This is a genomic window from Pseudoclavibacter sp. CFCC 11306, from assembly GCF_008831235.1.
GTDB lineage: Bacteria > Actinomycetota > Actinomycetes > Actinomycetales > Microbacteriaceae > Pseudoclavibacter_A.
Genome location: NZ_WBKF01000002.1, coordinates 300,591 through 322,643, shown reverse-complemented (window position 1 = coordinate 322,643; position 22,053 = coordinate 300,591). Strand labels below are relative to the sequence as shown.

The window sequence follows — 22,053 nt, the reverse complement described above, 5'->3', positions numbered from 1 at the left end:
ATAAGGATGATCCAACAAGACACACCCCGCCGTTCGCGAGCGGTGAACGTGCTCGGAGCGATCACGATCGGCATCCTCGTACTTTCCTCAGTCTGTGCGCTGATCACCATCTTCTTCCTCTCCAGGCAGAGCGAACTCGGCACGTTCGCCCGCATCGTCGAGACCGTGCCGCTCATCGGTCTCCCCATCGGAATCGTGCTCATCGCGGTGCTGACCACAGTCATCATCCGCCAGCGCCGTCGCGAACAGTCGTGATGTGAATGTCACAGACCATCGCCTACTCCGATGCCGTGGTCGCACTCTCTGACACCGATCTCGACACCGTCGTCTCGCTCTCGCACCTGCCCAGACTGCGCATCGCCGATCTCTACGATCTGAGCTCGCGGCTGGCCCACCCTGATGCGATCGACCGTCGACTCGCGGTGCTCACCGCCGACGACCTGCGCGCACTGCTCGCCGTCGACACCCCCAGCGAAGTGGCCACCGCACTGCTGCTGGCTGATGGCGCCGGGCATCCTCTTCCCGGAGTCGCAGACCGCATCGCTGCGATGCGTGAGCTGCCGCGCCCAGAGGTGTCGGCCATACCGGCTCTCGACGCACCCGCGCCATGGCACTCCGTCGTCGCAGTGCAGACCGTCGTGCTGCAGGCCGAGAACTCTTCCCTGCCGCTGACCGCGACCGGCCATGTGCCGGTCTCCGCACTGACCGACCTGGGGCACATCCTCGACATCGAGCCCAGCACGGTGAGCGCGCTCATCTCGATCGCCACGACCGCAGGCCTGTTCCGCACCGATGACGACCGCGTCTCTGCCGCGGCAGATGCCGAGAGCTGGCTCGACCTGCCTCTGCTCGACGCCTGGCGCAGGCTCGCCGGCGCGACAGTGCCGAAAGACCTCGCGCCCGTCGTCGAGCAGGCCGTTCTGCACGGTGCCGAGACTGCACAGACCATGTCTGATCGGCTGGTCCACGCGGCGAACACGCGCTGGCCGCTGGCACACGAGCACCTCGCCGCCCGGCTGCAGCGCCTGCTTCACGACTGGCGAATTCTGGCCGTCATCGATGCTGCAGGCCGACTGACCGATCTCGGTGAGGCGTGGGTCGCCCACGACGACGAACGCCAGCAGAACCTGGCTGCGCAGTGGCCCGCTCCGACCGAGTACGGCTATCTCTACAACCACCTCGAGCTGCTGGTGCCCGGGCTGCTCACGCCGCAGCTCGCCAGGCAGCTGCGACGGATCGCGACGCCGACGCGACTCGTCGAGACGCACACCTACCAGATCAGCGAGCAGACGATCGCCGCGGCAGTGGGTCATGGGGAGTCAGTGGGCGAGATCCGCGACTTTCTCAAGACGCTGCTGCGCGGCGATCTGAGCCAGCCACTGCAGTATCTGCTGCGCTCCTTCGCAGAGTCGCCCCAAGCCGTCGTCCGCCGCAGTCGGTCAGACACCGCATTCGCATCGACTGGTGCTGCGCTCCGCACCTCTCCGAGCAGCACACCGAGCATTACGATGGAGTCCGCCGACGACCGCGACCCGGTCAGCCGAGCACGTGCGCTGGTCGGCGAGTTCCGCGATTCGCCAGACGCACGCATCCGCCTGCTGCTCGAGACAGCACTGCGCGAGCACGCTCCGATCTCGATCACGGTGCGCGTGGGCGACGCTCTGCGCACCGTCGTACTCGAAGTCATCGGCATGGGGACGACGCGCCTGCGTGGGCGTGAGCCCGGCGCCGAGATCGAGCGCACGCTGCCGCTGAAGGCCATCGCCGAAGTGCATCCGATCACGAAGGAGACCTCATGGGACCACTGATCGTGCAGAGCGACCGTACGGTGCTGCTCGAACTCGACCATCCCGACGCCAACGCCGCACGGCAGGCGATCGGCGGCTTCGCCGAGCTGGAGCGCGCTCCCGAGCACGTGCACACCTATCGCATCACCCGCATGGGGCTCTGGAATGCCGCTGCAGCCGGGGTCACCGCCGACGAGATCATCAGCGCGCTGAACACCTATGCGAAGTTCGCGGTGCCCGACACCGTCGTGCGCACCATCACCGACGCGATCGACCGCTACGGCCGCCTCGACATCATCCGCGACGCTGAAGGCCGGCTGGTGCTCACCGCCGACGATGCCCGCCTGCTGACCGACGTGGCCAATCACAAGCGCGTCGCCGCGCTGCTGACCGAGCAGGTCGACCAGCGCACCTGGATCGTGCAGGAATGGGCCCGCGGCCAGCTCAAGCAGGAGCTGCTGCGCATCGGCTGGCCGGCCGAAGACCATGCCGGCTACACCGACGGAGACCCGTACGAGATCGACCTGAACGAGGACGACTGGCACCTGCGCCCCTACCAGCAGCAGGCTGTCGACTCGTTCGTCGCCGGTGGCTCCGGCGTCGTCGTGCTGCCGTGTGGTGCCGGCAAGACCATCGTCGGAGCGGGGGCGATGGCCGCGCTCAGCCGCAAGACTCTGATCTTGGTGACGAACACGCTCGCGGCGCACCAGTGGCGTGACGAGCTGCTGCGACGCACCCTGCTCACCGACGAGCAGATCGGCGAGTACTCGGGCGAGGCCAAGATCATCGCGCCGGTGACCATCGCCACCTATCAGATGCTCACCGCTCGCCGCAGCAAGAAGTACACCCACCTCAGTCTGCTCGACGCCGAGAACTGGGGCCTCATCGTCTATGACGAGGTGCACCTGCTGCCGGCGCCCATCTTCAAACTGACGGCTGAGCTGCAGGCGCGCCGCCGTCTGGGGCTGACCGCGACGTTGGTGCGCGAAGACGGCAAAGAGTCCGACGTGTTCTCACTGATCGGGCCGAAGCGCTACGAGGCGCCCTGGCGCGACATAGAGGCACAGGGATTCATCTCACCGGCCGACTGCGTCGAAGTGCGAGTCGAGTTCTCTGAAGACGAGCAGGCACGCTATGCGATGCTCGCCGATGCCGAGCGCTACCACGCGACGGCGCTGGCCGAGGCGAAGCTCGACACGGTGTCTGAGCTGCTCGACGAGCACGCCGACGATCAGACTCTGGTCATCGGGCAGTACCTCGACCAGCTCGAACTCGTCGCTGAGCGCACCGGACTGCCGCTGATCACGGGCAAGACGCCGACCCCGGAGCGAGAACGGCTCTTCGCTGCGTTCCGCACCGGTGAGCAGCGGGCCCTGATCGTCTCGAAAGTCGCCAATTTCTCGGTCGATCTGCCGGATGCGCGCGTCGCGATCCAGATCTCGGGAGCGTTCGGCTCGCGGCAGGAGGAGGCGCAGCGACTCGGGCGCATCATCCGCCCGAACAGCGACGGCTCACGCTCGATCTTCTATTCGATCGTGGTGGCTGACACTGTCGACCAGGACTACGCGCTGTCTCGGCAGCGCTTTCTGAGCGAACAGGGCTACTCGTACCGCATCGTCGATGCCGAAGACCTGCCGGTGCAGATTCCGGCCTGAGCTGGCGGCTGTCGCAGCTGCGTTCTGCCGCTGCGCCTGCAACCTGCAGCAACGCCCAGCACCTACACCTACGCCGATTTCAGAGCACCACCGCCGATCGCAGGAAGTCGGTCGGTTCCTGCCAATCCGCGACGAAGCCGTCCGATCCGTGGCGGAGCAGCAGCGCCTGTGCTGAGCGCCAGCTGAACCTGTGCCAGCACGGGCGGATACACCAGTGCAGCACCCGCTCTCTGCGCAGACAGACAGAGGCCCCGGCTGCGAAACGCAGCCGAGGCCTCTGAGACTGGATCAATCAGCCGAACACGTCAGCTGATCAGAAGTCCATTCCTGCAGACGGGTCAGCCGGAGCAGCCGGAGCAGCCTTCTCCGGCTTCTCGGCGACGACGGCCTCGGTGGTCAGGAACAGACCGGCGATCGACGCGGCGTTCTGCAGAGCCGAGCGGGTGACCTTGACCGGGTCGGCGATGCCGGCCTCAAGCAGGTTCACGTACTCGCCGGTCGCGGCGTTGAGGCCCTCGCCGGGCTTCAGGGTCGAGACCTTCTCGGCGACGACGCCGGGCTCGAGCCCTGCGTTCAGCGCGATCTGCTTCAGCGGTGCGGTGACACCCTTGCGCACGATCTGTGCACCGGTTGCCTCGTCGCCCTCGAGGTCGAGGGTGTCGATGACGTGCGAGGCCTGGATCAGCGCCACGCCGCCGCCGGCGACGATGCCCTCCTCGGCCGCTGCCTTGGCGTTGCGCACGGCGTCTTCGATACGAGCCTTGCGCTCCTTGAGCTCGGGCTCGGTCGCAGCGCCGACCTTGATGACGGCGACGCCGCCCGAGATCTTCGCCAGACGCTCCTGCAGCTTCTCGCGGTCGTAGTCCGAGTCGGTCTTCTCGATCTCAGCACGGATCTGCGCGGCACGGCCGTCGATCTGAGCCTTGTCTCCAGCACCTTCGACGATGGTGGTCTCGTCTTTGGTCACGACGACCTTGCGGGCACGGCCCAGCAGGCTGAGGTCGGTGTTCTCGAGCTTGAGGCCGACCTCTTCAGCGATGACCTGGCCGCCGGTCAGGATGGCGATGTCCTGCAGCATAGCCTTGCGACGGTCGCCGAAGCCCGGAGCCTTCACGGCCACTGACTTGAAGATGCCGCGGATCTTGTTGACCACGAGAGTGGCCAGCGCTTCGCCGTCGACGTCCTCAGCGATGATCAGCAGTTCCTTGCCTGCCTCGCGCACCTTGTTCAGCACGGGAACGAGGTCGTTGATCGCCGAGATCTTGCCGTTGACGATCAGGATGTAGGGGTCGTCGAGCACGGCCTCCTGACGCTCCGGATCGGTGATGAAGTACTGCGAGAGCACGCCCTTGTCGAAGCGCAGACCCTCGGTGATCTCAAGATCGATGCCGAAGGTGTTCGACTCCTCGACGGTGACGACGCCCTCTTTCGAGACCGTGTGAATCGCCTTGGCGATGATCTTGCCGATCTCGGGGTCGCCGGCTGAGATCGATGCGGTCGCAGCGGTCTCTTCCTCGGTCTCGACCTCTTTGGCGGTCTCGAGCAGCTGCTTCACGACTGCAGCGGTCGCCTTGTCGATGCCGCGACGCAGCCCCACCGGATCGGCTCCGGCGGCCACGTTGCGCAGGCCCTCTTTGACCAGCGACTGTGCCAGCACGGTTGCGGTCGTGGTGCCGTCACCAGCGACGTCATCGGTCTTCTTCGCGACCTCTTTGACCAGCTCGGCGCCGATCTTCTCGTACGGATCTTCGAGCTCGATCTCTTTGGCGATAGACACACCGTCGTTCGTGATCGTGGGGGCGCCCCACTTCTTCTCGAGCACGACGTTGCGACCGCGCGGGCCCAGCGTCACTTTCACCGTGTCTGCCAGGGTGTTCAGACCGCGCTCGAGGCCACGACGGGCCTCCTCTTCAAAGGCAATGATCTTAGCCATGTGAAATCGTCCCTTCTGGACTCTCGGAAGTGTCAGCTTCGTTAGCACTCGGCATTCACGAGTGCCAATACATGATTAGCACTCGCACCATGAGAGTGCAAGTCACACGACGAAGTTCGTCAGGCGGCGGTCCGCCCCTCCGGCGTGGCCTGTCCGCTGCCGTCGGGCACCAGCTCTATCCAGCTCGATCCAGGCTGCAGGCGAACCTCGCCGGCACCGTCGGTCGTGGTCAGCACGAATGGCGACGCGGCGTCGGCCTTGCTCCACGAGACGTCGAGCACACGACCGCTCGAGAGCACGTACCCCTGCCCACTGGCACCGTCGAGCTGGTAGCGCGGCGAGAGGCCTTTCGACCCCAGATCGTAGGGCTTTCCGAGCACCGATCTGATGACCACGACGTTGTCTGCTGCGATCTGCTGCGACTGGGCAGCGCTGGCAGACTCGCCCTGCAGCGTGCTGTCGACCTGGCCGTTGGCCGTCGAACGCACCCACCGGTTCTGAGCAGCATCCCACGTCCAACGACGCGGGGCATCCGCCCCGACCGAGACCGACAGCCCCGTCAGCGCGTCGCCGCTCTGCGCGGCCGACGCGGGCTGGTCTTTCGCCGCATAGGCGAACTGGGTGGCCGGCTGCGTCGTCCGGGCTCCGTCGTCGAGCGCATCGAGTGCAGCCTGCGGATGCGCGAACAGGTTGTTCGGAGCACCTCGACCCCAGCTGTCGTCACGCGTGAGCACATCGCCATGGCTCTCGTCGATTCGGGTGGCCGCCATCGATCCGAGCACGTCGTCGAAAGCGCTGTGCGACCCCGAGTAGACGAAAGCTCCACCGATGGGTGACACGAGACTGGTGTCGGTGGGACGGGCCGAACGCACCGGCCCCACGAGACTCGGCAGCTGCGAGTGGTAGACGGCCACATACCGAGTGATGCCGCCTTCGACCTGCTCTTCGTAGACGAGGTCGGCCGAGTTGAGGTTGACCTGCGGGCGGGCGCCGTCGTTCGCGTTCGGCACTTTCACGGTGACCGCGGCATGGTTCAGGTCGACGCCGGGCATCTCTTCGCCGGTGAGCGGGGCCAGAGCCGGGGCCGACGGGCTCGGCGACTCTGAGACCGGATCTGGCTCCGGCTCGTGCTTCGCGCAGCCGGCGAGCCCCGCAGCCCCCAGCCCTAGGGCCAGCAGACCACCGATCACCGCCGTGCCTCGACGAGCGGTTCGTGTGCGGATGCTGTTCATGGGGTCTCCTTCGTGGTGCGGTTCGGCGACGTGGCCGGTGCAGGGCGGCCGAACGGTCAGCGGCGAGTCGAATAGTCGCTGCCGATCGCCACTGTGAGCGGCACTGACAGCGTCTGGTTGAGCTGCGGCGAGCTGGAGAGCTGCAGATCGCTGCTGAGCTGCTTGGCGGCGTCTGCGTAGCGCTCATCGGTGTAGTACACGACCGTGGTGCGGTGTGTGCCAAAGCTGGCAGGAGCGTTGGTCACCTGCCCGACCTTCCAGCCGTTCGCCGTGAGCTTCGCACCGGTGCGTGCGGCCAGGCCGCTCTGCGCGTTGGCTCCCTGTGCGTTGAAGACAGTGACCTGGAGCGAGTGCGGGTTGACGGTCGGGGCCGACGGACTGGGCGACGGAGCCGGCTCGCTGGGCTCCTCAGACGGTTCGGCAGGTTCAGCCGACGCGCTCTCAGACTCCGCCGGCTCAGAGCTCTCGCTCTGCTGCGGTGCGGCCGAGTAGTCATCGAAGACGCTCTGACTGCGAGTGATCTGCATGACTCCGTAGACGATGCCGACCAGGAGGGCCGTGGCGACCAGCGCGCCGATCACGATGCGCAGCGTGCGCCAGCCGCGTTCGACCGCACGATGCGCGCCGACCTTGCGTGATACGGGCAGGTCGTCGAACTCGTCTTTCGGGAACTTCTCAGCCATGTCTCAATTCTCTCTCACTTCTGCGCACGTGGGTCGCGAGGCTCCTGACGGTGCAGTCGACGCTCGACGCGATGCATGACGTCGGGGGCGAACGCCACCGCGGCAGGCACGCCGACCAGTGATCGCAGAATCTGCTCGTAGCGTACGGCGCTGAGGCCGAGTCTGTCGCGAATCGCCCGGCTGCGCCCCTGTCGCAGATTCTGCAGCTCCATCTCGCAGCGCAGCACGTCACGCTGCAGTGATGTGAGCCCGCCCGTGCACATGGTATGGGAGTCTACGCTATGAGTGTGGGGGCGTTCAGGCACGATTCGCCGTTGCGCAGACTGCGGTGAGGCACGGAGGTCAATCCAATGACAGATCAGCACAATTCACCCGCGCACGATGCAGACACGGTCTCTGACCCGGCGACGGTCACCGAGCCGCAATGGCGACAGCGGCTCGACCCCATCGAGTACGCGGTGCTGCGCGAAGCGGCCACCGAGCGCCCGTGGACGGGCGAGCTGCTCGACGAGCATCGCGTCGGGGTCTACCGCTGCCGAGCCTGCGGCGCCGAGCTCTTCACCTCGACGACGAAGTTCGAGTCAGGCTGCGGATGGCCCAGCTTCTACGATCCGCGCGACACCGAAGCCGTGACGCTGGTCAGAGACGACTCACACGGCATGGTGCGCACCGAGGTGCGCTGCGCGAAGTGCGGCTCGCACTTGGGGCATGTGTTCGAGGACGCTCCCCAGACGCCGACGGGACAGCGCTACTGCATGAACTCGGTGGCGCTCACGTTCGAAGCGGACTCTGAGGCCTGATCGGGTTCTTCGGGCCCGAAGCCGCCGGTCTGGGTGTCGGTAGCTCTGTTCTCAGCCGTGCCACCGGCACTGCTGACATGCAGGACTGACATCACAACGACATCAGAGATCCAGCCGACGGCGCAGAAGAGGCCCCGACCGTGATGGTCGAGGCCTCTACTCGCCCGTGATTCCGGGCTGTTTCACTTGAGCCGACTGCGGGGCTCGAACCCGCCACCTCCTGTTTACAAGACAGGTGCTCTACCAGATGAGCTAAGTCGGCATCGGCCGCGCGAACGGCCGAACCCATCTTAGCGGGTGATTCGGGCCGTCCGCACGATCGCGCTCAGATCAGCCTGGCGCTCACTGACCGTCAGAGGCGCCGACACCGGTCTGCGTCATGTCGATGCCACGATCTTTGAGCTTCTGCTGCAGGGTGTCACTGACTTTGCTGAGGTCGTCAACCGACTGTCCATCGATGTAGACCGTGGGCGTGCCAGTGAGATTCGCCGCGTCCGTCGACCGTTTGACCCACTTCTTGAACTCGCCGTCACGAATCGACTTCTCGACCTGATCCTGCTGCTCGGGGTGATCGTCGCCGATCACCTGGCGAGCCAGCTCGACGAGCCGGTCATCACTCAGCCCGCTCGTGCTCTCGTTCGCCTGCACGCCGGGCTGCAGCAGCGTGGTGAAGTAGTTCAGAAAGCTGTCGGGCGCATACGTCGCGACCGAGGCTGCGGCTGCGGCAGACCGCGTCGAGTACTTGGTGCCCTGAGAGGCCTGATCCAGAATCGACACCGGGTGGATGACCAGGTCGATGTTGCCCGCCTGAGCCTGTTCGCTGAGCATCTGCCCGTACGTCTGCTCGAACTGGCCGCAGATCGGGCACATGAAATCGGCGTAGATCTCTACGACGAGACGCCCGTCTGGCGAGGTCTGACGTTCCGGCTGCACGTCGGCGGCACGCGGCTCGGCTTTCTGCACCGCAAGACCTTCAGAGATCACCACACCGTCGTTGGGCATATTCGCCGGCATGACCGAAGCCGCTGCCTGCTCGTGCTTCTGCACGCTCTGAATGATGAGCCAGCCGCCGAGAACCACAGCGACCACAGCGACGATCACGCCGATCTGAATGAGCAGGCGCTTGCGCTTGCGCTGCCGTTCCTGCTGCTCACGAAACTGGCGGGCTTTCTCACGCGCCGCCTCACGACGCTGGTTCTTTGTCGGGCGGCTCTGCGAACTGCCGCCTGATGTGCTGCCTGCCATGATCTCCCTCTGGTCGATTCGGCCAAATAAGTTGCATCTACAATGGATTGCGCATACCAGCATGCCACACAGCAGGCCGGATCGCGTGGTCTCACAGCTCTCACCGAGGATACCGTGTCACCCACTGCCTGGCGTCCCCGAGAATCGCGCATAATGAGACTATGCCCTCTCTGGTCTTGGAACGCGCCTCCTGCGTCTATCCGGGCGCGGCCGAGCCCGCGGTGCGCGACGTGTCGCTGTCGGTCGACGACGGAGCCTTTCTCACTCTCTTGGGCCAGAGCGGCTCAGGCAAGTCGACACTGCTGCGCATGATCGCCGGCCTCGAAGAGACCGCCTCGGGCGCGGTGCGCATCGACGGGCGTGAGGTCACACGCCTGCCCCCGAAGCATCGCAACGTCGCCATGGTGTTTCAGAACTACGCGCTGTACCCGCAGATGTCAGTGCGCGACAACATCGCGTTCGCGCTGAAAGTCGCCGGCGTCGACCAGACCGAGCGCGATCGCCGCGTCAGCGTGGTCGCCGACGGCCTCGATCTCGACGATCTGCTGAGTTCGGCACCGCACGAGCTCTCCGGCCGCGAGCGCCAGCGCGTCGCCGTGGGGCGGGCGCTCGCTCGCATCCCCGATCTGCTGCTGCTCGACGAGCCCTTCACCAGCCTGCCCGCCGATGTGCGCCATCCACTGCTCAGCAGCATCCGCACTCTGGCTGCACGACTCGGCGTCACCACGCTCTACGCAACCAGAGATCTCTCAGAGGCGGCGTTGCTCGACGAGCCCATCGCCGTGCTCGACGGCGGCCGGCTGCACCAGATCGGTTCGCTCGCGCATCTGCGCAGCCGTCCAGAGGATCTCACCGTCGCCCAGACCGTCATCGACGAGCCGCTCACCTGCTGGACGGCCTCCGCCGAAGACGGCACGATCTGCATCGGCGATCAGTGCCGCATCGTCCCGGGAGCACACGGCCCGGTGGTGCTCGCGATCGCCTCGCGACACATGACCCTCAGCGATCAGCGCGAAGACCTCGGCGGCACGGTCGAACACATCGCACCGGGGCCCGACGGCGGGCGCACACTCACCCTGCGCCTGGCCGACCGCGACCGCAGCGAGTGTCAGATGCGCACCGACGGCGTCAGGCTGCAGCCCGGTGACCGCGTGCGTCTGGCCGTCGCCGTCGAACTCGCATGGGTGTTCCACGCCGACAGCGGACGACTACTCGCCGCTCCCGCTGCGCGCGGTTGAGACCGCATACATCGCAACCGCGGCGGCGATGCCTGCGTTCAGGCTCTCGACGCCGCTCGTGATCGGAATCGACACGATCTCGTCGCACGTCTCGCGCACCAGGCGTGACAGCCCCTTGCCCTCCGACCCCACGACGATCACCAACGGATCGGTGGCGAGGTTGAGCTCGGGCAGCGACACGTCTCCGCCACCGTCGAGACCGACGACGAACAGGCCGTCTTTCTTGAGCTGGCGCAGCGTCTGAGTGAGGTTGGGCACCATCGCCACGTGCGTTCGCAGCGCGGCACCCGCCGAGGTCTTCCATGCCGATGCCGTCACGCCGGCGCTGCGGCGCTCCGGGATGATGACGCCGTCAGCCCCGAAGGCTGCGACCGAACGGATGATCGCACCGAGATTCCTCGGATCGGTCACCCCGTCGAGCGCGACGATGAGGGGCGCATGGTCGCTGGCCTGCGAGAGCAGGTCGTCGAGCTTCGCATACCGGTAGGGCGGCACCTGCAGTGCGATGCCCTGATGCACTGCACCCTCGCCGACCAAGCGGTCGAGTTCGTCTCGGGTGACGGTCGTCACGGGGATGCCGCGCCCGGTCGCGCGAGCGAGCGCGTCGCGAACGCGGTCGTCCGCGTCGATGTGCTCGGCCACGTAGAGGGCGGTGGCGGGCACTTTGGCGACCAGGGCCTCGACGACCGAGTTGCGGCCGCCGATCAGTTCGGTGTCGCGCTGCTTGTGCACCGTCGGTCGACCGGTGCGACTGCTCTGATGGCCGCGGTAGGGCTGTGCGCCGGAGGCGGACCGCTCGGCTCGGGCCTTCGCCTTGGCTTTGGGGTGGTACGGCCGGTCCTCGGCCTTCGGCGTCGGCCCACGACCCTCGAGCTTCTTGCGCCCCTGACCGCCCGAGCCGGCCTGCGCGCCCTTCTTGTGTTTGCGCACGGCTCCCGCGCGACGACGTTCTGCCATCACTCCACACTCCATTTCGCCCCGTTGGGGGTGTCTTCGATCTGCAGCCCGGCTGCGATCAGCTCGTCACGGATGCGATCCGCAGCCGAGAAGTCCCGTTCATTCCGTGCCGTCGCACGCGCCTTGAGGCGCTCGGCCACCAGTTGGTCGAGCACGCGTTCGGCCGCGTCGTCACCTCCGGTCTCAGCGGCGAAGTCGTCGGGGTGCAGCCCCAGAACCCACAGCATGGCTTCGACTGCGGCGCCGGCCTGCAGCGCCGTCGCCGCATCGCCGTCAGCCAGAGCTGCGTTGCCGCGGCGCACCTGTTCGTGCAGCACGGCGAGCCCCTGCGGCACACCGAGGTCATCGTCCATCGCCTCGACGAACGCCGTCGGCAGTGCCGCCCAGGCGTCTGCGCCGTCGTCCACGCCCTCGACGGTCTCATGCAGACGCTGCACGAACCCGTTGATGCGTCCGACAGCAGCAGCTGCCTCGTCAAGGGCACTCGGCGAGTACTCGAGCGTCGAGCGGTAGTGCGCAGAGCTGAGAAAGTATCGCACGGCCTGCGCCGGGGCCGCATCGAGCAGATCGGCTGCGAAGACCGAGTTGCCGAGCGACTTGCTCATCTTCTGGTCGCCGACGGCGACCAGACCGTTGTGCACCCAGATGCGGGCGAACTCGAAGCCGGCGGCGGTCGACTGGGCCAGCTCGTTCTCGTGATGGGGGAAGCGCAGGTCGAGCCCGCCGCCGTGGATGTCGAAGGTCTCGCCCAGGTACTGGGTCGACATCGCCGAGCACTCAATATGCCAGCCAGGACGACCGCGTCCCCACGGGGAATCCCACGCAGCGGTCTCGGGCTCACCGGCCTTGTGCCCCTTCCACAGCGCGAAGTCTCTGGGGTCGCGTTTGCCCCGCGGATCTGCATCTGCCGCGTCGGCCATGTCTTCGAGGCGTTGGTGGGTGAGCTCGCCGTAGGCCGGCCAGGACTTCGTGTCGAAGTACACATCGCCGCTGCCGTCTTCGGCCGCATAGGCATGACCGCGCTCGATCAGCCGTGCGATGATCTGCTGCATGCGCTGGATGTTCGCCGTGGCACGCGGCTCGTACGTCGGCGGCTGCACGCGCAGCCGGTCATAGGCGTCGTTGAACAGCCGCTCGACCCGATAGGCCAGCGCCCACCAGGGTTCGCCGGTCTGCTCGGCGCCCGAGAGGATCTTGTCGTCGATGTCGGTGACGTTGCGAATCAGTGTGACCTCGAGCCCGCGTGCCGTGGCCCACCGCCGCATGATGTCGTAGATCAGCGCCGATCGCAGGTGCCCGATGTGCGGCGCAGACTGCACCGTGGGGCCGCAGACGTAGATGCCGACCTGACCGGGGTGCACCGGCCGCAGCTCGCGCAGGGCACGGCTCTTGGTGTCAAAAAGGTGAATCGTCACAGGGCAAGTCTACGTCGAAGGCTCAGATCGAAGACCAGGTCATCGTCGCAGCGTCGCGACCGCCTGGGCCAGCAGACCGGCACCTGAGCCGATGACTCCGAGCCGGTCTGCGGTCGTCGCCGCGAACGACACCGGGGCCCTGACCAGCTCGGTGAGACGCTGCTCGGCCTCACGCCGGCGGGGCGAGATCCGTGGCCGCTGAGTCATCACCTGCACGGCGACGTGTTCGACCCTCCAGCCGTCCTGCGCGACCAGCTGCAGCGTCTCGTGCAGAAAGACCTCGCTGCGGGCACCTGCATACTCGAGCCGATCGGTGCCGAAGTGCTCACCCATATCGCCCAGGCCCGCCGCCGAGAGCAGCGCGTCGCAGATGGCGTGCACGACCGCGTCGCCGTCGCTGTGCCCGGTGAGCGCCGGGGTGTCGACCCAGTCGAGAGCCGCGAGGCGCAGGATGCCGGAGTCGCCGAACGCATGGACATCGCTGGCGATGCCGGTTCGCGTCGCGGAAGACGGAACCTCGGGCGGAGTGGTCATCGAGGAGGCTTCAGAAGCGGAGAGTGTGCCTCAGGAGGCCAGAACTTTGTCGAGCATCTCGCCGGCGCTGTCTTCGTCGGTCTTCTCGGCCAGGGCGAGCTCTGAGATGAGAATCTGACGGGCTTTGACGAGCATGCGCTTCTCACCCGCCGACAGGCCGCGATCCTGGTCGCGGCGCCACAGGTCGCGCACGACTTCGCTGACCTTGATGACGTCGCCGGAGGCAAGCTTCTCGACATTGGCCTTGTACCGACGCGACCAGTTGGTGGGCTCTTCGGTGAAGGGTTCGCGGAGCACGGCGAAGACGGTCTCGAGGCCCTTCTTGTCGATCACGTCACGAACGCCGACCTCTTCGACGCTGTCTGCAGGAACCTGAATCGTCAGGTCTCCCTGTGCGACCTCGAGCGTGAGATAGAGCTTCTCTTCGCCACGCACGGCACGCTTCTTGACCTCAGTGATCTTGGCTGCCCCGTGATGGGGGTAAACGACGACTTCGCCGACTTCAAAACGCATTGAACAACGCCCTCCGTAGGCCGCAAGGATACCATATTCATATGTCCGTTCCGCCGTGCCCGCCCAGAGTGATGAGAGACGCACAGAATTCGCGGTAGACTGACCGAGTACGTCTAGTATTTCACCGCCCGCGGCCGTGGGCGGGCACTACCGCGGAGGAAACGTGAGCATTCGCAGAGCATCTTTGGCCGCCCTCTTCGTCGCGCTGGTCTCGGTCGGAGCGGCCGGCTGCTCGTACGCGACGCCAGTCGCGACCGAGCGCACCTACAACGCCTCTGACGGCATCGTGATCGGCGTCGGTGACGTCACCCTGAGCAACATCGCTCTGATCTCCGATGACGAAGGCAGCCAGGCCCGACTCATCGGCCAGGTGGCCACCTCCGGAACCAAAGCGACCAACGTCACGCTGACCATCGAAGGACAGCAGCCGATCAGCTGGAACGTCGAGCCGAACCAGCCGATCGATCTCGAGACCACCGAGAACGAGCACGTGCTCACCGATCTCGGCGCCAAGCCCGGCGCCACGCTGCGCGCGAAGGCGACCGCTGACGGCCAGACCGAAGACCAGAAGACCATCCCGGTCATCGCCGGGCACCTCAAGGAGTACTCGTCGCTGGTGCCGAGCAGCGAGCCCAGCTCGCCTGCTGCGACCTCGTCATCCGAGACGCAGTCGCCGAACGGCACCACGGCATCCACCTCGCCGAGCGAAGCCGCGACGCCGTCGCACGCAACGCACTGACCGGCTGATCGCCGGCGGACGCACGAGACGTCACGCCTCGAGTTTGTACCCCAATCCCCGCACTGTCACCAGACGCTGCGGGTGCTTGGGGTCTTTCTCTATCTTCGAGCGGATGCGCTTGACATGCACGTCCAAGGTCTTGGTGTCGCCGAAGTAGTCGGGCCCCCACACCTGGTCGATCAGCTGGCCTCGAGTCAGCACACGGCCCACGTTCTCAGCGAGGTAGGCCAACAGTTCGAACTCCTTCAGCGGCAGATAGACCTCGCCGCCCTCGACGCTGACCACATGCGAATCGAGGTCGATGCGAATGCCGCCGGCCTCGATGACCGTGATCTCATCGCCGCCGACGTCGGCCCCGCCGCTGCGTCGCAGCACTGCGCGCACGCGAGCCAGCAGTTCCTGAGATGAGTAGGGCTTGGTCACATAGTCGTCTGCGCCGACCTCCAGACCGAGCACCGTGTCGAGCTCGGTGTCCTTCGCGGTGAGCATGATGACGGGGACGTCCGAGGTCTGACGGATCTGCCGACAGACGTCGAGACCGTTCATGCCCGGCAGCATGAGGTCGAGCAGAATGAGGTCCGGCTCGACTTGGGCGAAGGCCTCGAGAGCCTTGAGACCGTCGTGCGCGACCGTGACCTCATAGCCCTCGCGTCGCAGCAGGTATGTCAGGGGCTCGCTGATCGACGGCGCGTCCTCGACTAGCAGCAGGTGCGTCAACGTGTCTTCCTCTCGTCGCGCGGCGGCAGCAGGCCGCCGTCTTGCCAGAACCGGCTCCGGCATCTGATGAACAGGGGGCGGATGTCAGAGGTCACGGCCGCCGCACCACCACGGGAGCGGCTGTGGGCGTCTCGCGATCGGTGCCGATCACCTGCCCGGTCAGGTCTCCGCTGCGCGGAAGATTCAGGGTGAAGCTCGAGCCGATGCCGACCCTGGACCAGACGCTGACCGTGCCGCCATGGGTGCGGGCGACATGCTTGACGATGCTGAGCCCCAGACCGGTGCCCCCTGTGCCGGTGGAGCGCACCCGCGCAGGGTCGACCCGATAGAAGCGTTCGAAGATGCGTGCCTGCTGCGCCTTCGAGATGCCCTCGCCTTTGTCGGTGACGACGATCGAGACGCCATCATCACGGCCTGAGGCCAGCACGCCGACGTCACTGCCCTGGGGCGAGTACTCGATGGCGTTCGTGAGCAGATTGGCGACCGCCGAGACCAGGGACTTCTCGTCGCCCTCGATGCGCAGGTCGCCCTCAGTGCGCGCGGAGAGGCTGACCCCTTTGCGCTGTGCCGTCACCTGCGCAGTGGCTATGGCCGCGTCGACCACTGCCGCCAGATCGACGTCGGAGAACTGCGTACGCTGGTCGAGCTCGCTCTCGATGCGGCTCAGCGAGAGGATGTCTCCGACCATGTCGCTCAGCCGCTGCGTCTCGGAACGCAGCTGCCGGGCGAACCGGCTCACCATCTCAGGGTCGTCCGCAGAATCGGCGAGAGCCTCGCTGAGCAGCAGCACCGCGGCGATGGGCGTCTTCAGCTCGTGACTGACGTTTGTCGTGAAGTCGCGGCGCATGGCCTCGACCAGCACCTCTTGGGTGCGGTCTTCGACGACGACGAGGATGTACCGGTTGCCCAGCACCGAGACGTGCGTGGTGACGTGGCTGTCTGCCCGGTCGCCGCGGCCGCGGCGCAGCACGAGCTCCTGCTGCACTGCGGTGCCGGTCTCTCTGACCTGGTCGATGTCATGGGTGATCTCGTCGAGCACCACACGTCGGCCGGAGACGATGCCCAACGGCTTGAGCGACGGAGTGGTCAGCAGCACCTCGTTCGACGCGTTCACGACGAAGGCGGGAAAGGGCAGAGCCTCCAGCGACTGCACGACGCCGTCGGGCAGAATCTGAGCGACCATATACCGACCGCGTTCGCCCTTCTGATACGAGCGAAAGAGCAGCAGCCCGACGGTCGTCGCCACGAGCGCGCCGACCAATGCGGCGAGAACGACCGTCCAAAGACCCATGGGCACCATTCTAGGCAAGGAGGTTGGCACAGAATCGTCACGGCCGTCGCATGGTAAGCTGCCGGTTCGTTCGTGTTCAGCGTCACTTCACCGGTTGTTCACTTCACTCCGAGATGATCAGCAGCGTTGTTCAGCATCGCTGACCCGTCACGTCGTTAGGAATCCCGTGCGCATCGTTTTCCAGCAGGAGCTCGAAGAGGTCCAGGGCAAGCTCGTCGAGATCTCGACACTCGTCTCCGAGGCCATCGAGAAGGCCGTCACCGCATTCAACGAGTCGAATGTGCATCTCGCCGAAGAGGTCATCGACAACGACGACCGCATCGACGAGCTCGCCTCCGATCTCACCGAGCTCTCGATCATGATTCTCGCCAAGCAGCAGCCGGTTGCGCGAGATCTTCGCACCATCGTGAGCACTCTGCGCATCACCGCATCGGTCGAACGCATGGGCGACCTCGCCGCACACGTCGCCCAGCTGGCCCGGTACCGCTTTCCCGATCGCGTCGTTCCCGGCGATCTGCGCGACACCTTCATGCGCCTCGGCGCACTCGACGTCGCCATCGCCAAGAAGGTGCCCGAGCTCCTGGCCACCCAGGATCTCGAGCTCGCCGAGGCGATCCGTCAGGCCGACGACGAGGTCGACGCACTGCACAAGCACGTGTTCGACACCGTGCTCTCTGACGAGTGGAAGAACGCTGCGCTCGACACCGTCGACGTGACCCTCGCCAGCCGCTACCATGAGCGCTTCGCCGACCACGCGGTCAACATCGCCAACATGGTCATCTACCTGGCCACGGGCGACTGGGCGAACGAGGGAGACGAGAGCGACAGCAGCCCGCTCTGATCGCCTCCCCTCCCACAAGCGACATGTCAGAAGAGGGCCCCGACACTGTGCTGAGCAGTGTCGGGGCCCTCTTCTGACGGGGCTCAGTCGGTCACTTCTGTTTGCGCCCCTGAGCGGCAACGGCGGCGGCACCGGCCGCGGCGGCTTCGGGGTCGAGGTACTCGCCGCCCGGCACGAGGGGGCGCAGCTCCTCGTCCAGACGATAGACCAGAGGGATGCCCGTCGGAATGTTCAGCTTGGCGATCTCGTCGTCAGGCACCCGATCAAGGTGCTTGACGAGCGCACGCAGCGAATTGCCGTGCGCCGTGACCAGCACCGTGCGGCCGGCTGCGAGATCGGGCACGATGGCATCCTGCCAGTACGGCACCAGTCGGCCCAGCACGTCTTTGAGGCACTCCGATCGCGGCACGCGCTCGAGCAGCCCGTAGCGGGGATCGTTCGTCTGGGCGTACTCGTCGTCTTCGGCGATCTCAGGAGGCGCGATGTCGTACGAGCGGCGCCAGGTCATGAACTTCTCTTCGCCGTACTTCTCGAGGGTCTCACTCTTGTTCTTGCCCTGCAGCGCGCCATAGTGACGCTCGTTCAGACGCCAGGAACGGCGCACGTCGATCCAGTGACGATCCGCTGCCTCCAGCGCGAGATTCGCCGTCTTGATCGCACGTTTGAGCACAGACGTATGCACGACGTCAGGCAGCACACCCGCCTCGGCGAGCAGCTCGCCTGCGTGCCGTCCCTCTTCGACACCCTTCTCGGACAGGTCGGCGTCGACCCACCCGCAGAAGAGATTCAGCTTGTTCCATTCACTGTTGCCGTGGCGCAGCAGCACCAATGTGCGCGTCTCTTGAGTCATGCGACAAGTCTACCCGGCCGGCCCGCTCCTGACGCCGCTCGAACGTCTCACCTCGACGTCGTACGTCAGTGCGCCCGGCGACGCGCCCGACGCAGATCGCGTACGGCAGAGGCGGCCAGTCCCCCGGCATCCGCCGGCACGATCGCCTCCTGCCGAGCGACCATCGTCTCGTCGCCGTGCTGCACGGTCAGCTCGGCGTCGAGAGCGAGCCCGCGTCGCACCACCGCGAGCGCGACGGGCCCCATCTCCCAGTGCATGCCTCCGGTCGTGACGGTACCGACCTGCTGGTCTCCTGCCAGCACGGCGTCGCCGTGTTCGACCCAGGTGTCACTGCCGTCGAGCTGCAGCAGCACGAGTCGCCGCGGCGGGTGGCCCAGATTGTGCACCTTGGCGATGGTCTCCTGACCCGGATAGCAGCCTTTGTCGAGATGCACTGCGCTGCGCAGCCAGTCGAGCTCATGCGGAATCGTGCGGTCGTCGACTTCGTCGGCCTCACGCGGGCGAGCCGCCGCGATGCGCAGCGCCTGCCAGGCGTCGCCGCCGGAACGGCGCACTTCGGCGTCGTCGAGCAGCGTCTTCGCCTCGGCACGCCGGCTGCCGTCGACGAAGGCGATGCGCCAGGTCCACGTCTCGTACTCGACTGTCTCAGCGTCGGCGTACTGCCAGCCTCCGACGGCCAGGTGCGCCCACGGGTCGCACCAGACGAAGTCGGCGAGCTGTTCGAGCGCCGGCTGCCAGTCACGGCCGTTGACGGCGAACCAGCCGACCTGCGCAAAACGCGAGGTGGCATCCTCGGCGTCAACCCGCAGCATGAAGCGCATCTTGTGCACCCATTCGACCACGCGCTCCGCGCCACCGCGCTCGGGCAGCAGCCAGACGTCGTCATCGGCGCCGCCGACGGCACCGACGGCGAACTGCACATGGCCGGCGGCATCGAGCAGCAGAGCCTCATCGCTGGCGCCTGCGGGCAGGGATCCGACGTCACGAGAGAGCAGCACGTTGAGAAAGCGCTCGCGATCGGCGCCGGTCACGTGAACGACGTCACGCGTGGGGATGCTCAGCACCGCCCGCCCCGTGATCAGCCGATGCTGCTCGCCGAGGGGATCACCGAGCTGTCGGGGCTCGAGCGGTGCGCGGGAGGTCACTCAGCGGCTCCCGCATCTGCGCCGGAGACACCGCGGCGAGCCAACACGCCCGAGGCCATCGAGGCCATCGGCCGGCCGAACGCGGCGATGTCCCACGCCCACATCAGCTGGCCGTCGACCAGGCCGTACATGCGTTCGGCGGCGGTATAGAGACGCGACTCTGCCGGGCGCAGCACGGCATCAGTCCCGATCTGCACGCGGGGGCCGTTGATGGTGCCGACATAGAGCTCGCTGATGCCGTCAGGGTGCAGCACGCTCACCTCGAGCGGAAACCCGGTCTCGGAACGCAGCTCGTCGACGTCGTCGATGGTGCGTGCGGCACCGTCGGCCCCGGGCAGCAGTGCAGGCCCGTGATCGGCAGGCCGCTCGGGCGCGGCCAGGCGCCAGTAACCGGTCTCTGTCGTCAGCGGGGTGCGCTCATCGTCGAGCAGCCAGTAGTACGAGTTGTAGTGCAGGTCAGCCAGGCCCTCATTGGTGAAGCTGACACGCTGCCCGAACTCGTATTCGACGTGGTCTTCGTCGACCCCGTAGCTGACGACGCCTGTGCCCTCCCACACGCCGATCAGCCAGCTGAGCGGGTTGACCTCGGCGGGCAGCCCCTCTGGGATGTCAAACACGCTCAGCGCTGACCCTTGAAGAGCTTGACCAGCACGGTCACCGACACGAAGGCGATCGCGAGGCTGGCCAGTGCGAGCAGGCCGACGAAGAAAATCTCAAGTGCAACGATTCCGTCCATGCCAGCAGTCTAACCCGTTCCGCACCCCCCCTCGCGCACGCCCCGAGCAGGGGTATGGATGAGGCTGAGACGCGGCGCTGACGCCGATCGCCCCCAGCCTCGACTATGATGAGGTCAACTTTCCCTAGGAAGGCCCCCAGTGTCGAAGCTCGTCGTTCTCACCAGCATGAAAGACGGCGTGCTGCCCGCTCTCACCCTGCTCAGCCACCAGGTCACGACCGTGCAGCCGTCGAGCAACAGCGTCATGTCATGCATCGACGCCGACGTCGTTCTCGTCGACGCTCGGGCCGACCTGCCTGCCGCGCGACAGTTCTGCTCGCTGATGGCCGCCTCTCATCTCGATGTCGCGGTCATTCTGGTCGTGACCGAAGGCGGACTCGCCGCGATCAGCCGCGACTGGGGCGCATCCGACTTCATTCTGTCGACCGCCGGCCCAGCCGAGATCGACGCTCGCATACGTCTGGCCCGACGCATCAGCGCAGCCGTCGAGCAGGACGGCCCCTCGGTCATCCGCGCTGCCGGGCTCACCATCGACGAAGCCAGCTACTCGGCGCGCATCAACGGCAAACCGCTCGATCTCACGTACAAAGAGTTCGAGCTGCTGCGCTTTCTCGCCGGCCGCCCCGGCCGAGTGTTCACCCGCGAGCAGCTGCTCAGCGAAGTCTGGGGCTACGACTACTTCGGCGGCACCCGAACAGTGGACGTGCACGTGCGTCGTCTGCGCGCCAAGCTCGGCGAGCTCGACTCATTGATCGGCACCGTGCGCAACGTGGGCTATCGCTTCAACCCGGTCGACCAGGAGCGCCCCATAGCCGCGGCGAACGGCGCCGCCAGCGGAGCGGGCGTGTGATCGTCTCGGCAATCGACGGGCCACGGCCGGTGCGCTCCGCCGATCTGCGGGCGCTGCGCGACCTCGCCGCACGGGCGTTCCAGGCTGACGGAGCCCAGCCCTTCAACGACCACTCATGGAGCCAGCTGAGCGAGGGTCAGGCCCGCGTGGCACTGATACACGCCGACGAGAAGACGCTGACTGCCGCCGCAGTCGTCACCGGCGACGAATTCGAGCTCGTGGTCGCCCCTGACGCGCGCCGGCAGGGGCTCGGCAGGCGACTGTGGCAGGCAGCGGTCGGCGCCGGCGGACGCCTCGTCTGGACCCACGGGGGGCTTGACGCGGCTCGGGCGCTCGCCACGGCATGCGGCGCCGTCGCGATTCGCGAGCTGCTGCTGATGCAGCTGCCGCACCATGCGCTGCTGGAGCTGACCGATTCCGACGCACCCACCCGGGCGCTGCCAGACGGGCTCGAGCTGCGAACCATGCAGACAGGCCGCGACGAGCAGGCCTGGCTCGATCTGAATGCGCGGGCCTTCGCAGCGCATCCAGAGCAGGGCCAGATCACCGCTGACGATCTCGCCGCGCTGCAGCGCGAGAGCTGGTACTCGCCCGACGACGTGCTGCTGCTCTGGCAGGCTGACGAACTTGTCGGGTTCAACTGGACGAAGATCGCACCCGGCCCCGACGGCAGACCCGAGGGCGAGATCTACGCGATCGCGGTGAGCCCCGACCACAGCGGACGCGGTCTCGGGCGGGTGCTCATGGAGCATGGCCTTCGCCATCTGGCAGAGAGCGTCACCGACGTGTCGCTGTATGTCGAAGCAGACAATGTGCCTGCCCTCGCGCTCTACCGCCGACTCGGTTTCGAGGAGCGTTCACGAGATATTCATTGGCAGGTGAGATGATTGAG

Annotated in this window: 23 protein-coding genes and 1 tRNA gene; 9 read left to right on the top strand and 15 right to left on the bottom strand. The window is 66.5% G+C overall.

The genetic code is table 11. From position 1 onward, the window contains the following. Nucleotides 1-6 precede the first annotated feature (6 nt). From F8O09_RS08330 to F8O09_RS08320, 3 genes are read left to right on the top strand one after another with little or no spacing between them, the layout of a single operon-like run. Complete coding sequence (locus F8O09_RS08330) at nucleotides 7-255, top strand: hypothetical protein (protein WP_158030226.1); 249 nt, start codon at nucleotides 7-9, stop codon at nucleotides 253-255. Between the two features lie 5 nt (nucleotides 256-260). Beyond that, complete coding sequence (locus F8O09_RS08325; protein WP_158054868.1) at nucleotides 261-1,808, top strand: helicase-associated domain-containing protein; 1,548 nt, start codon at nucleotides 261-263, stop codon at nucleotides 1,806-1,808. Next, nucleotides 1,796-3,442 (top strand): DNA repair helicase XPB, encoded by a 1,647-nt coding sequence (locus F8O09_RS08320; protein ID WP_158054866.1) that lies wholly within the window; start codon nucleotides 1,796-1,798, stop codon nucleotides 3,440-3,442. Before F8O09_RS08325 ends, F8O09_RS08320 begins: the two co-directional genes overlap by 13 nt. A gap of 313 nt (nucleotides 3,443-3,755) precedes the next feature. Here F8O09_RS08320 and groL read toward each other — a convergent pair whose 3' ends face one another. From groL to F8O09_RS08300, 4 genes are all read right to left on the bottom strand, one after another. Further along, nucleotides 3,756-5,375, bottom strand: a complete 1,620-nt coding sequence (gene groL / locus F8O09_RS08315) for a chaperonin GroEL (protein WP_158030229.1) — start codon at nucleotides 5,373-5,375, stop codon at nucleotides 3,756-3,758. 119 nt (nucleotides 5,376-5,494) lie between these two features. Beyond that, nucleotides 5,495-6,607, bottom strand: coding sequence for a DUF3048 domain-containing protein (locus F8O09_RS08310; RefSeq protein WP_158054864.1), 1,113 nt, complete (start codon nucleotides 6,605-6,607; stop codon nucleotides 5,495-5,497). A 56-nt stretch (nucleotides 6,608-6,663) separates the two neighbouring features. Further along, nucleotides 6,664-7,290 (bottom strand): LytR C-terminal domain-containing protein, encoded by a 627-nt coding sequence (locus F8O09_RS08305; RefSeq protein ID WP_158054862.1) that lies wholly within the window; start codon nucleotides 7,288-7,290, stop codon nucleotides 6,664-6,666. Between the two features lie 14 nt (nucleotides 7,291-7,304). After that, nucleotides 7,305-7,553 (bottom strand): DUF3263 domain-containing protein, encoded by a 249-nt coding sequence (locus tag F8O09_RS08300; protein ID WP_158037147.1) that lies wholly within the window; start codon nucleotides 7,551-7,553, stop codon nucleotides 7,305-7,307. An 87-nt stretch (nucleotides 7,554-7,640) separates the two neighbouring features. On the opposite strand from F8O09_RS08300, the gene msrB reads away from it, so the two are divergent. Next, nucleotides 7,641-8,090 (top strand): peptide-methionine (R)-S-oxide reductase MsrB, encoded by a 450-nt coding sequence (gene msrB, locus F8O09_RS08295; RefSeq protein WP_158054861.1) that lies wholly within the window; start codon nucleotides 7,641-7,643, stop codon nucleotides 8,088-8,090. Nucleotides 8,091-8,279: 189 nt separating this feature from the next. Here the strand turns inward: msrB and F8O09_RS08290 are convergent. Both F8O09_RS08290 and F8O09_RS08285 read right to left on the bottom strand, forming a co-directional pair. Further along, nucleotides 8,280-8,352 (bottom strand) — tRNA-Thr (locus F8O09_RS08290). 80 nt (nucleotides 8,353-8,432) lie between these two features. Then, nucleotides 8,433-9,335, bottom strand: a complete 903-nt coding sequence (locus F8O09_RS08285) for a DsbA family protein (RefSeq protein ID WP_192497626.1) — start codon at nucleotides 9,333-9,335, stop codon at nucleotides 8,433-8,435. Nucleotides 9,336-9,496: 161 nt separating this feature from the next. Here F8O09_RS08285 and F8O09_RS08280 point away from each other — a divergent pair, with 161 nt between their 5' ends. After that, nucleotides 9,497-10,573 (top strand): ABC transporter ATP-binding protein, encoded by a 1,077-nt coding sequence (locus tag F8O09_RS08280; protein ID WP_158054857.1) that lies wholly within the window; start codon nucleotides 9,497-9,499, stop codon nucleotides 10,571-10,573. Here F8O09_RS08280 and rlmB read toward each other — a convergent pair. The 4 genes from rlmB to F8O09_RS08260 are packed head-to-tail and all read right to left on the bottom strand — an operon-like array spanning nucleotide 10,544 to nucleotide 13,992. After that, complete coding sequence (gene rlmB / locus F8O09_RS08275; protein WP_158054855.1) at nucleotides 10,544-11,530, bottom strand: 23S rRNA (guanosine(2251)-2'-O)-methyltransferase RlmB; 987 nt, start codon at nucleotides 11,528-11,530, stop codon at nucleotides 10,544-10,546. The genes F8O09_RS08280 and rlmB overlap by 30 nt on opposite strands. Continuing rightward, the gene (gene cysS / locus F8O09_RS08270; protein WP_158054854.1) at nucleotides 11,530-12,945 is read right to left on the bottom strand and encodes a cysteine--tRNA ligase; all 1,416 of its coding nucleotides are present in this window, start codon (nucleotides 12,943-12,945) and stop codon (nucleotides 11,530-11,532) included. Before cysS ends, rlmB begins: the two co-directional genes overlap by 1 nt. A 39-nt stretch (nucleotides 12,946-12,984) precedes the next feature. Continuing rightward, the gene (gene ispF, locus F8O09_RS08265; RefSeq protein WP_158054852.1) at nucleotides 12,985-13,479 is read right to left on the bottom strand and encodes a 2-C-methyl-D-erythritol 2,4-cyclodiphosphate synthase; all 495 of its coding nucleotides are present in this window, start codon (nucleotides 13,477-13,479) and stop codon (nucleotides 12,985-12,987) included. Between the two features lie 30 nt (nucleotides 13,480-13,509). Next, nucleotides 13,510-13,992 carry a CarD family transcriptional regulator gene (locus tag F8O09_RS08260; RefSeq protein ID WP_158030239.1) on the bottom strand — a complete coding sequence of 161 codons (483 nt, stop codon included), beginning with the start codon at nucleotides 13,990-13,992 and terminating at the stop codon, nucleotides 13,510-13,512. Nucleotides 13,993-14,155: 163 nt separating this feature from the next. Between F8O09_RS08260 and F8O09_RS08255 the strand changes: the two genes are divergently transcribed. Continuing rightward, nucleotides 14,156-14,731, top strand: a complete 576-nt coding sequence (locus tag F8O09_RS08255) for a hypothetical protein (protein ID WP_158054850.1) — start codon at nucleotides 14,156-14,158, stop codon at nucleotides 14,729-14,731. Between the two features lie 30 nt (nucleotides 14,732-14,761). Here F8O09_RS08255 and F8O09_RS08250 read toward each other — a convergent pair whose 3' ends face one another. Next, the gene (locus F8O09_RS08250) at nucleotides 14,762-15,448 is read right to left on the bottom strand and encodes a response regulator transcription factor (RefSeq protein ID WP_158030241.1); all 687 of its coding nucleotides are present in this window, start codon (nucleotides 15,446-15,448) and stop codon (nucleotides 14,762-14,764) included. Between the two features lie 91 nt (nucleotides 15,449-15,539). Further along, a complete protein-coding gene (locus F8O09_RS08245) occupies nucleotides 15,540-16,739 on the bottom strand; it encodes a sensor histidine kinase (protein WP_192497625.1) in 1,200 nt (399 codons plus the stop codon). A 166-nt stretch (nucleotides 16,740-16,905) separates the two neighbouring features. On the opposite strand from F8O09_RS08245, the gene phoU reads away from it, so the two are divergent. Beyond that, nucleotides 16,906-17,580: a phosphate signaling complex protein PhoU gene (phoU, locus tag F8O09_RS08240; protein ID WP_158030243.1), complete on the top strand. Its 675-nt coding sequence runs from the start codon at nucleotides 16,906-16,908 to the stop codon at nucleotides 17,578-17,580. Nucleotides 17,581-17,671: 91 nt separating this feature from the next. On the opposite strand, the gene F8O09_RS08235 is transcribed toward phoU, so the two are convergent. From F8O09_RS08235 to F8O09_RS08225, 3 genes are all read right to left on the bottom strand, one after another. Beyond that, nucleotides 17,672-18,430, bottom strand: a complete 759-nt coding sequence (locus F8O09_RS08235) for a phosphoglyceromutase (protein ID WP_158054846.1) — start codon at nucleotides 18,428-18,430, stop codon at nucleotides 17,672-17,674. A 65-nt stretch (nucleotides 18,431-18,495) separates the two neighbouring features. Continuing rightward, nucleotides 18,496-19,575, bottom strand: a complete 1,080-nt coding sequence (locus F8O09_RS08230; RefSeq protein WP_158054844.1) for a YgfZ/GcvT domain-containing protein — start codon at nucleotides 19,573-19,575, stop codon at nucleotides 18,496-18,498. Then, the gene (locus F8O09_RS08225) at nucleotides 19,572-20,192 is read right to left on the bottom strand and encodes an FABP family protein (protein ID WP_158054842.1); all 621 of its coding nucleotides are present in this window, start codon (nucleotides 20,190-20,192) and stop codon (nucleotides 19,572-19,574) included. Before F8O09_RS08225 ends, F8O09_RS08230 begins: the two co-directional genes overlap by 4 nt. 258 nt (nucleotides 20,193-20,450) lie before the next feature. Here F8O09_RS08225 and F8O09_RS08220 point away from each other — a divergent pair, with 258 nt between their 5' ends. After that, nucleotides 20,451-21,161, top strand: coding sequence for a winged-helix domain-containing protein (locus F8O09_RS08220; protein ID WP_225732950.1), 711 nt, complete (start codon nucleotides 20,451-20,453; stop codon nucleotides 21,159-21,161). Beyond that, a complete protein-coding gene (mshD, locus tag F8O09_RS08215) occupies nucleotides 21,158-22,048 on the top strand; it encodes a mycothiol synthase (RefSeq protein ID WP_192497624.1) in 891 nt (296 codons plus the stop codon). Before F8O09_RS08220 ends, mshD begins: the two co-directional genes overlap by 4 nt. The last annotated feature ends 5 nt before the right edge of the window (nucleotides 22,049-22,053 follow it).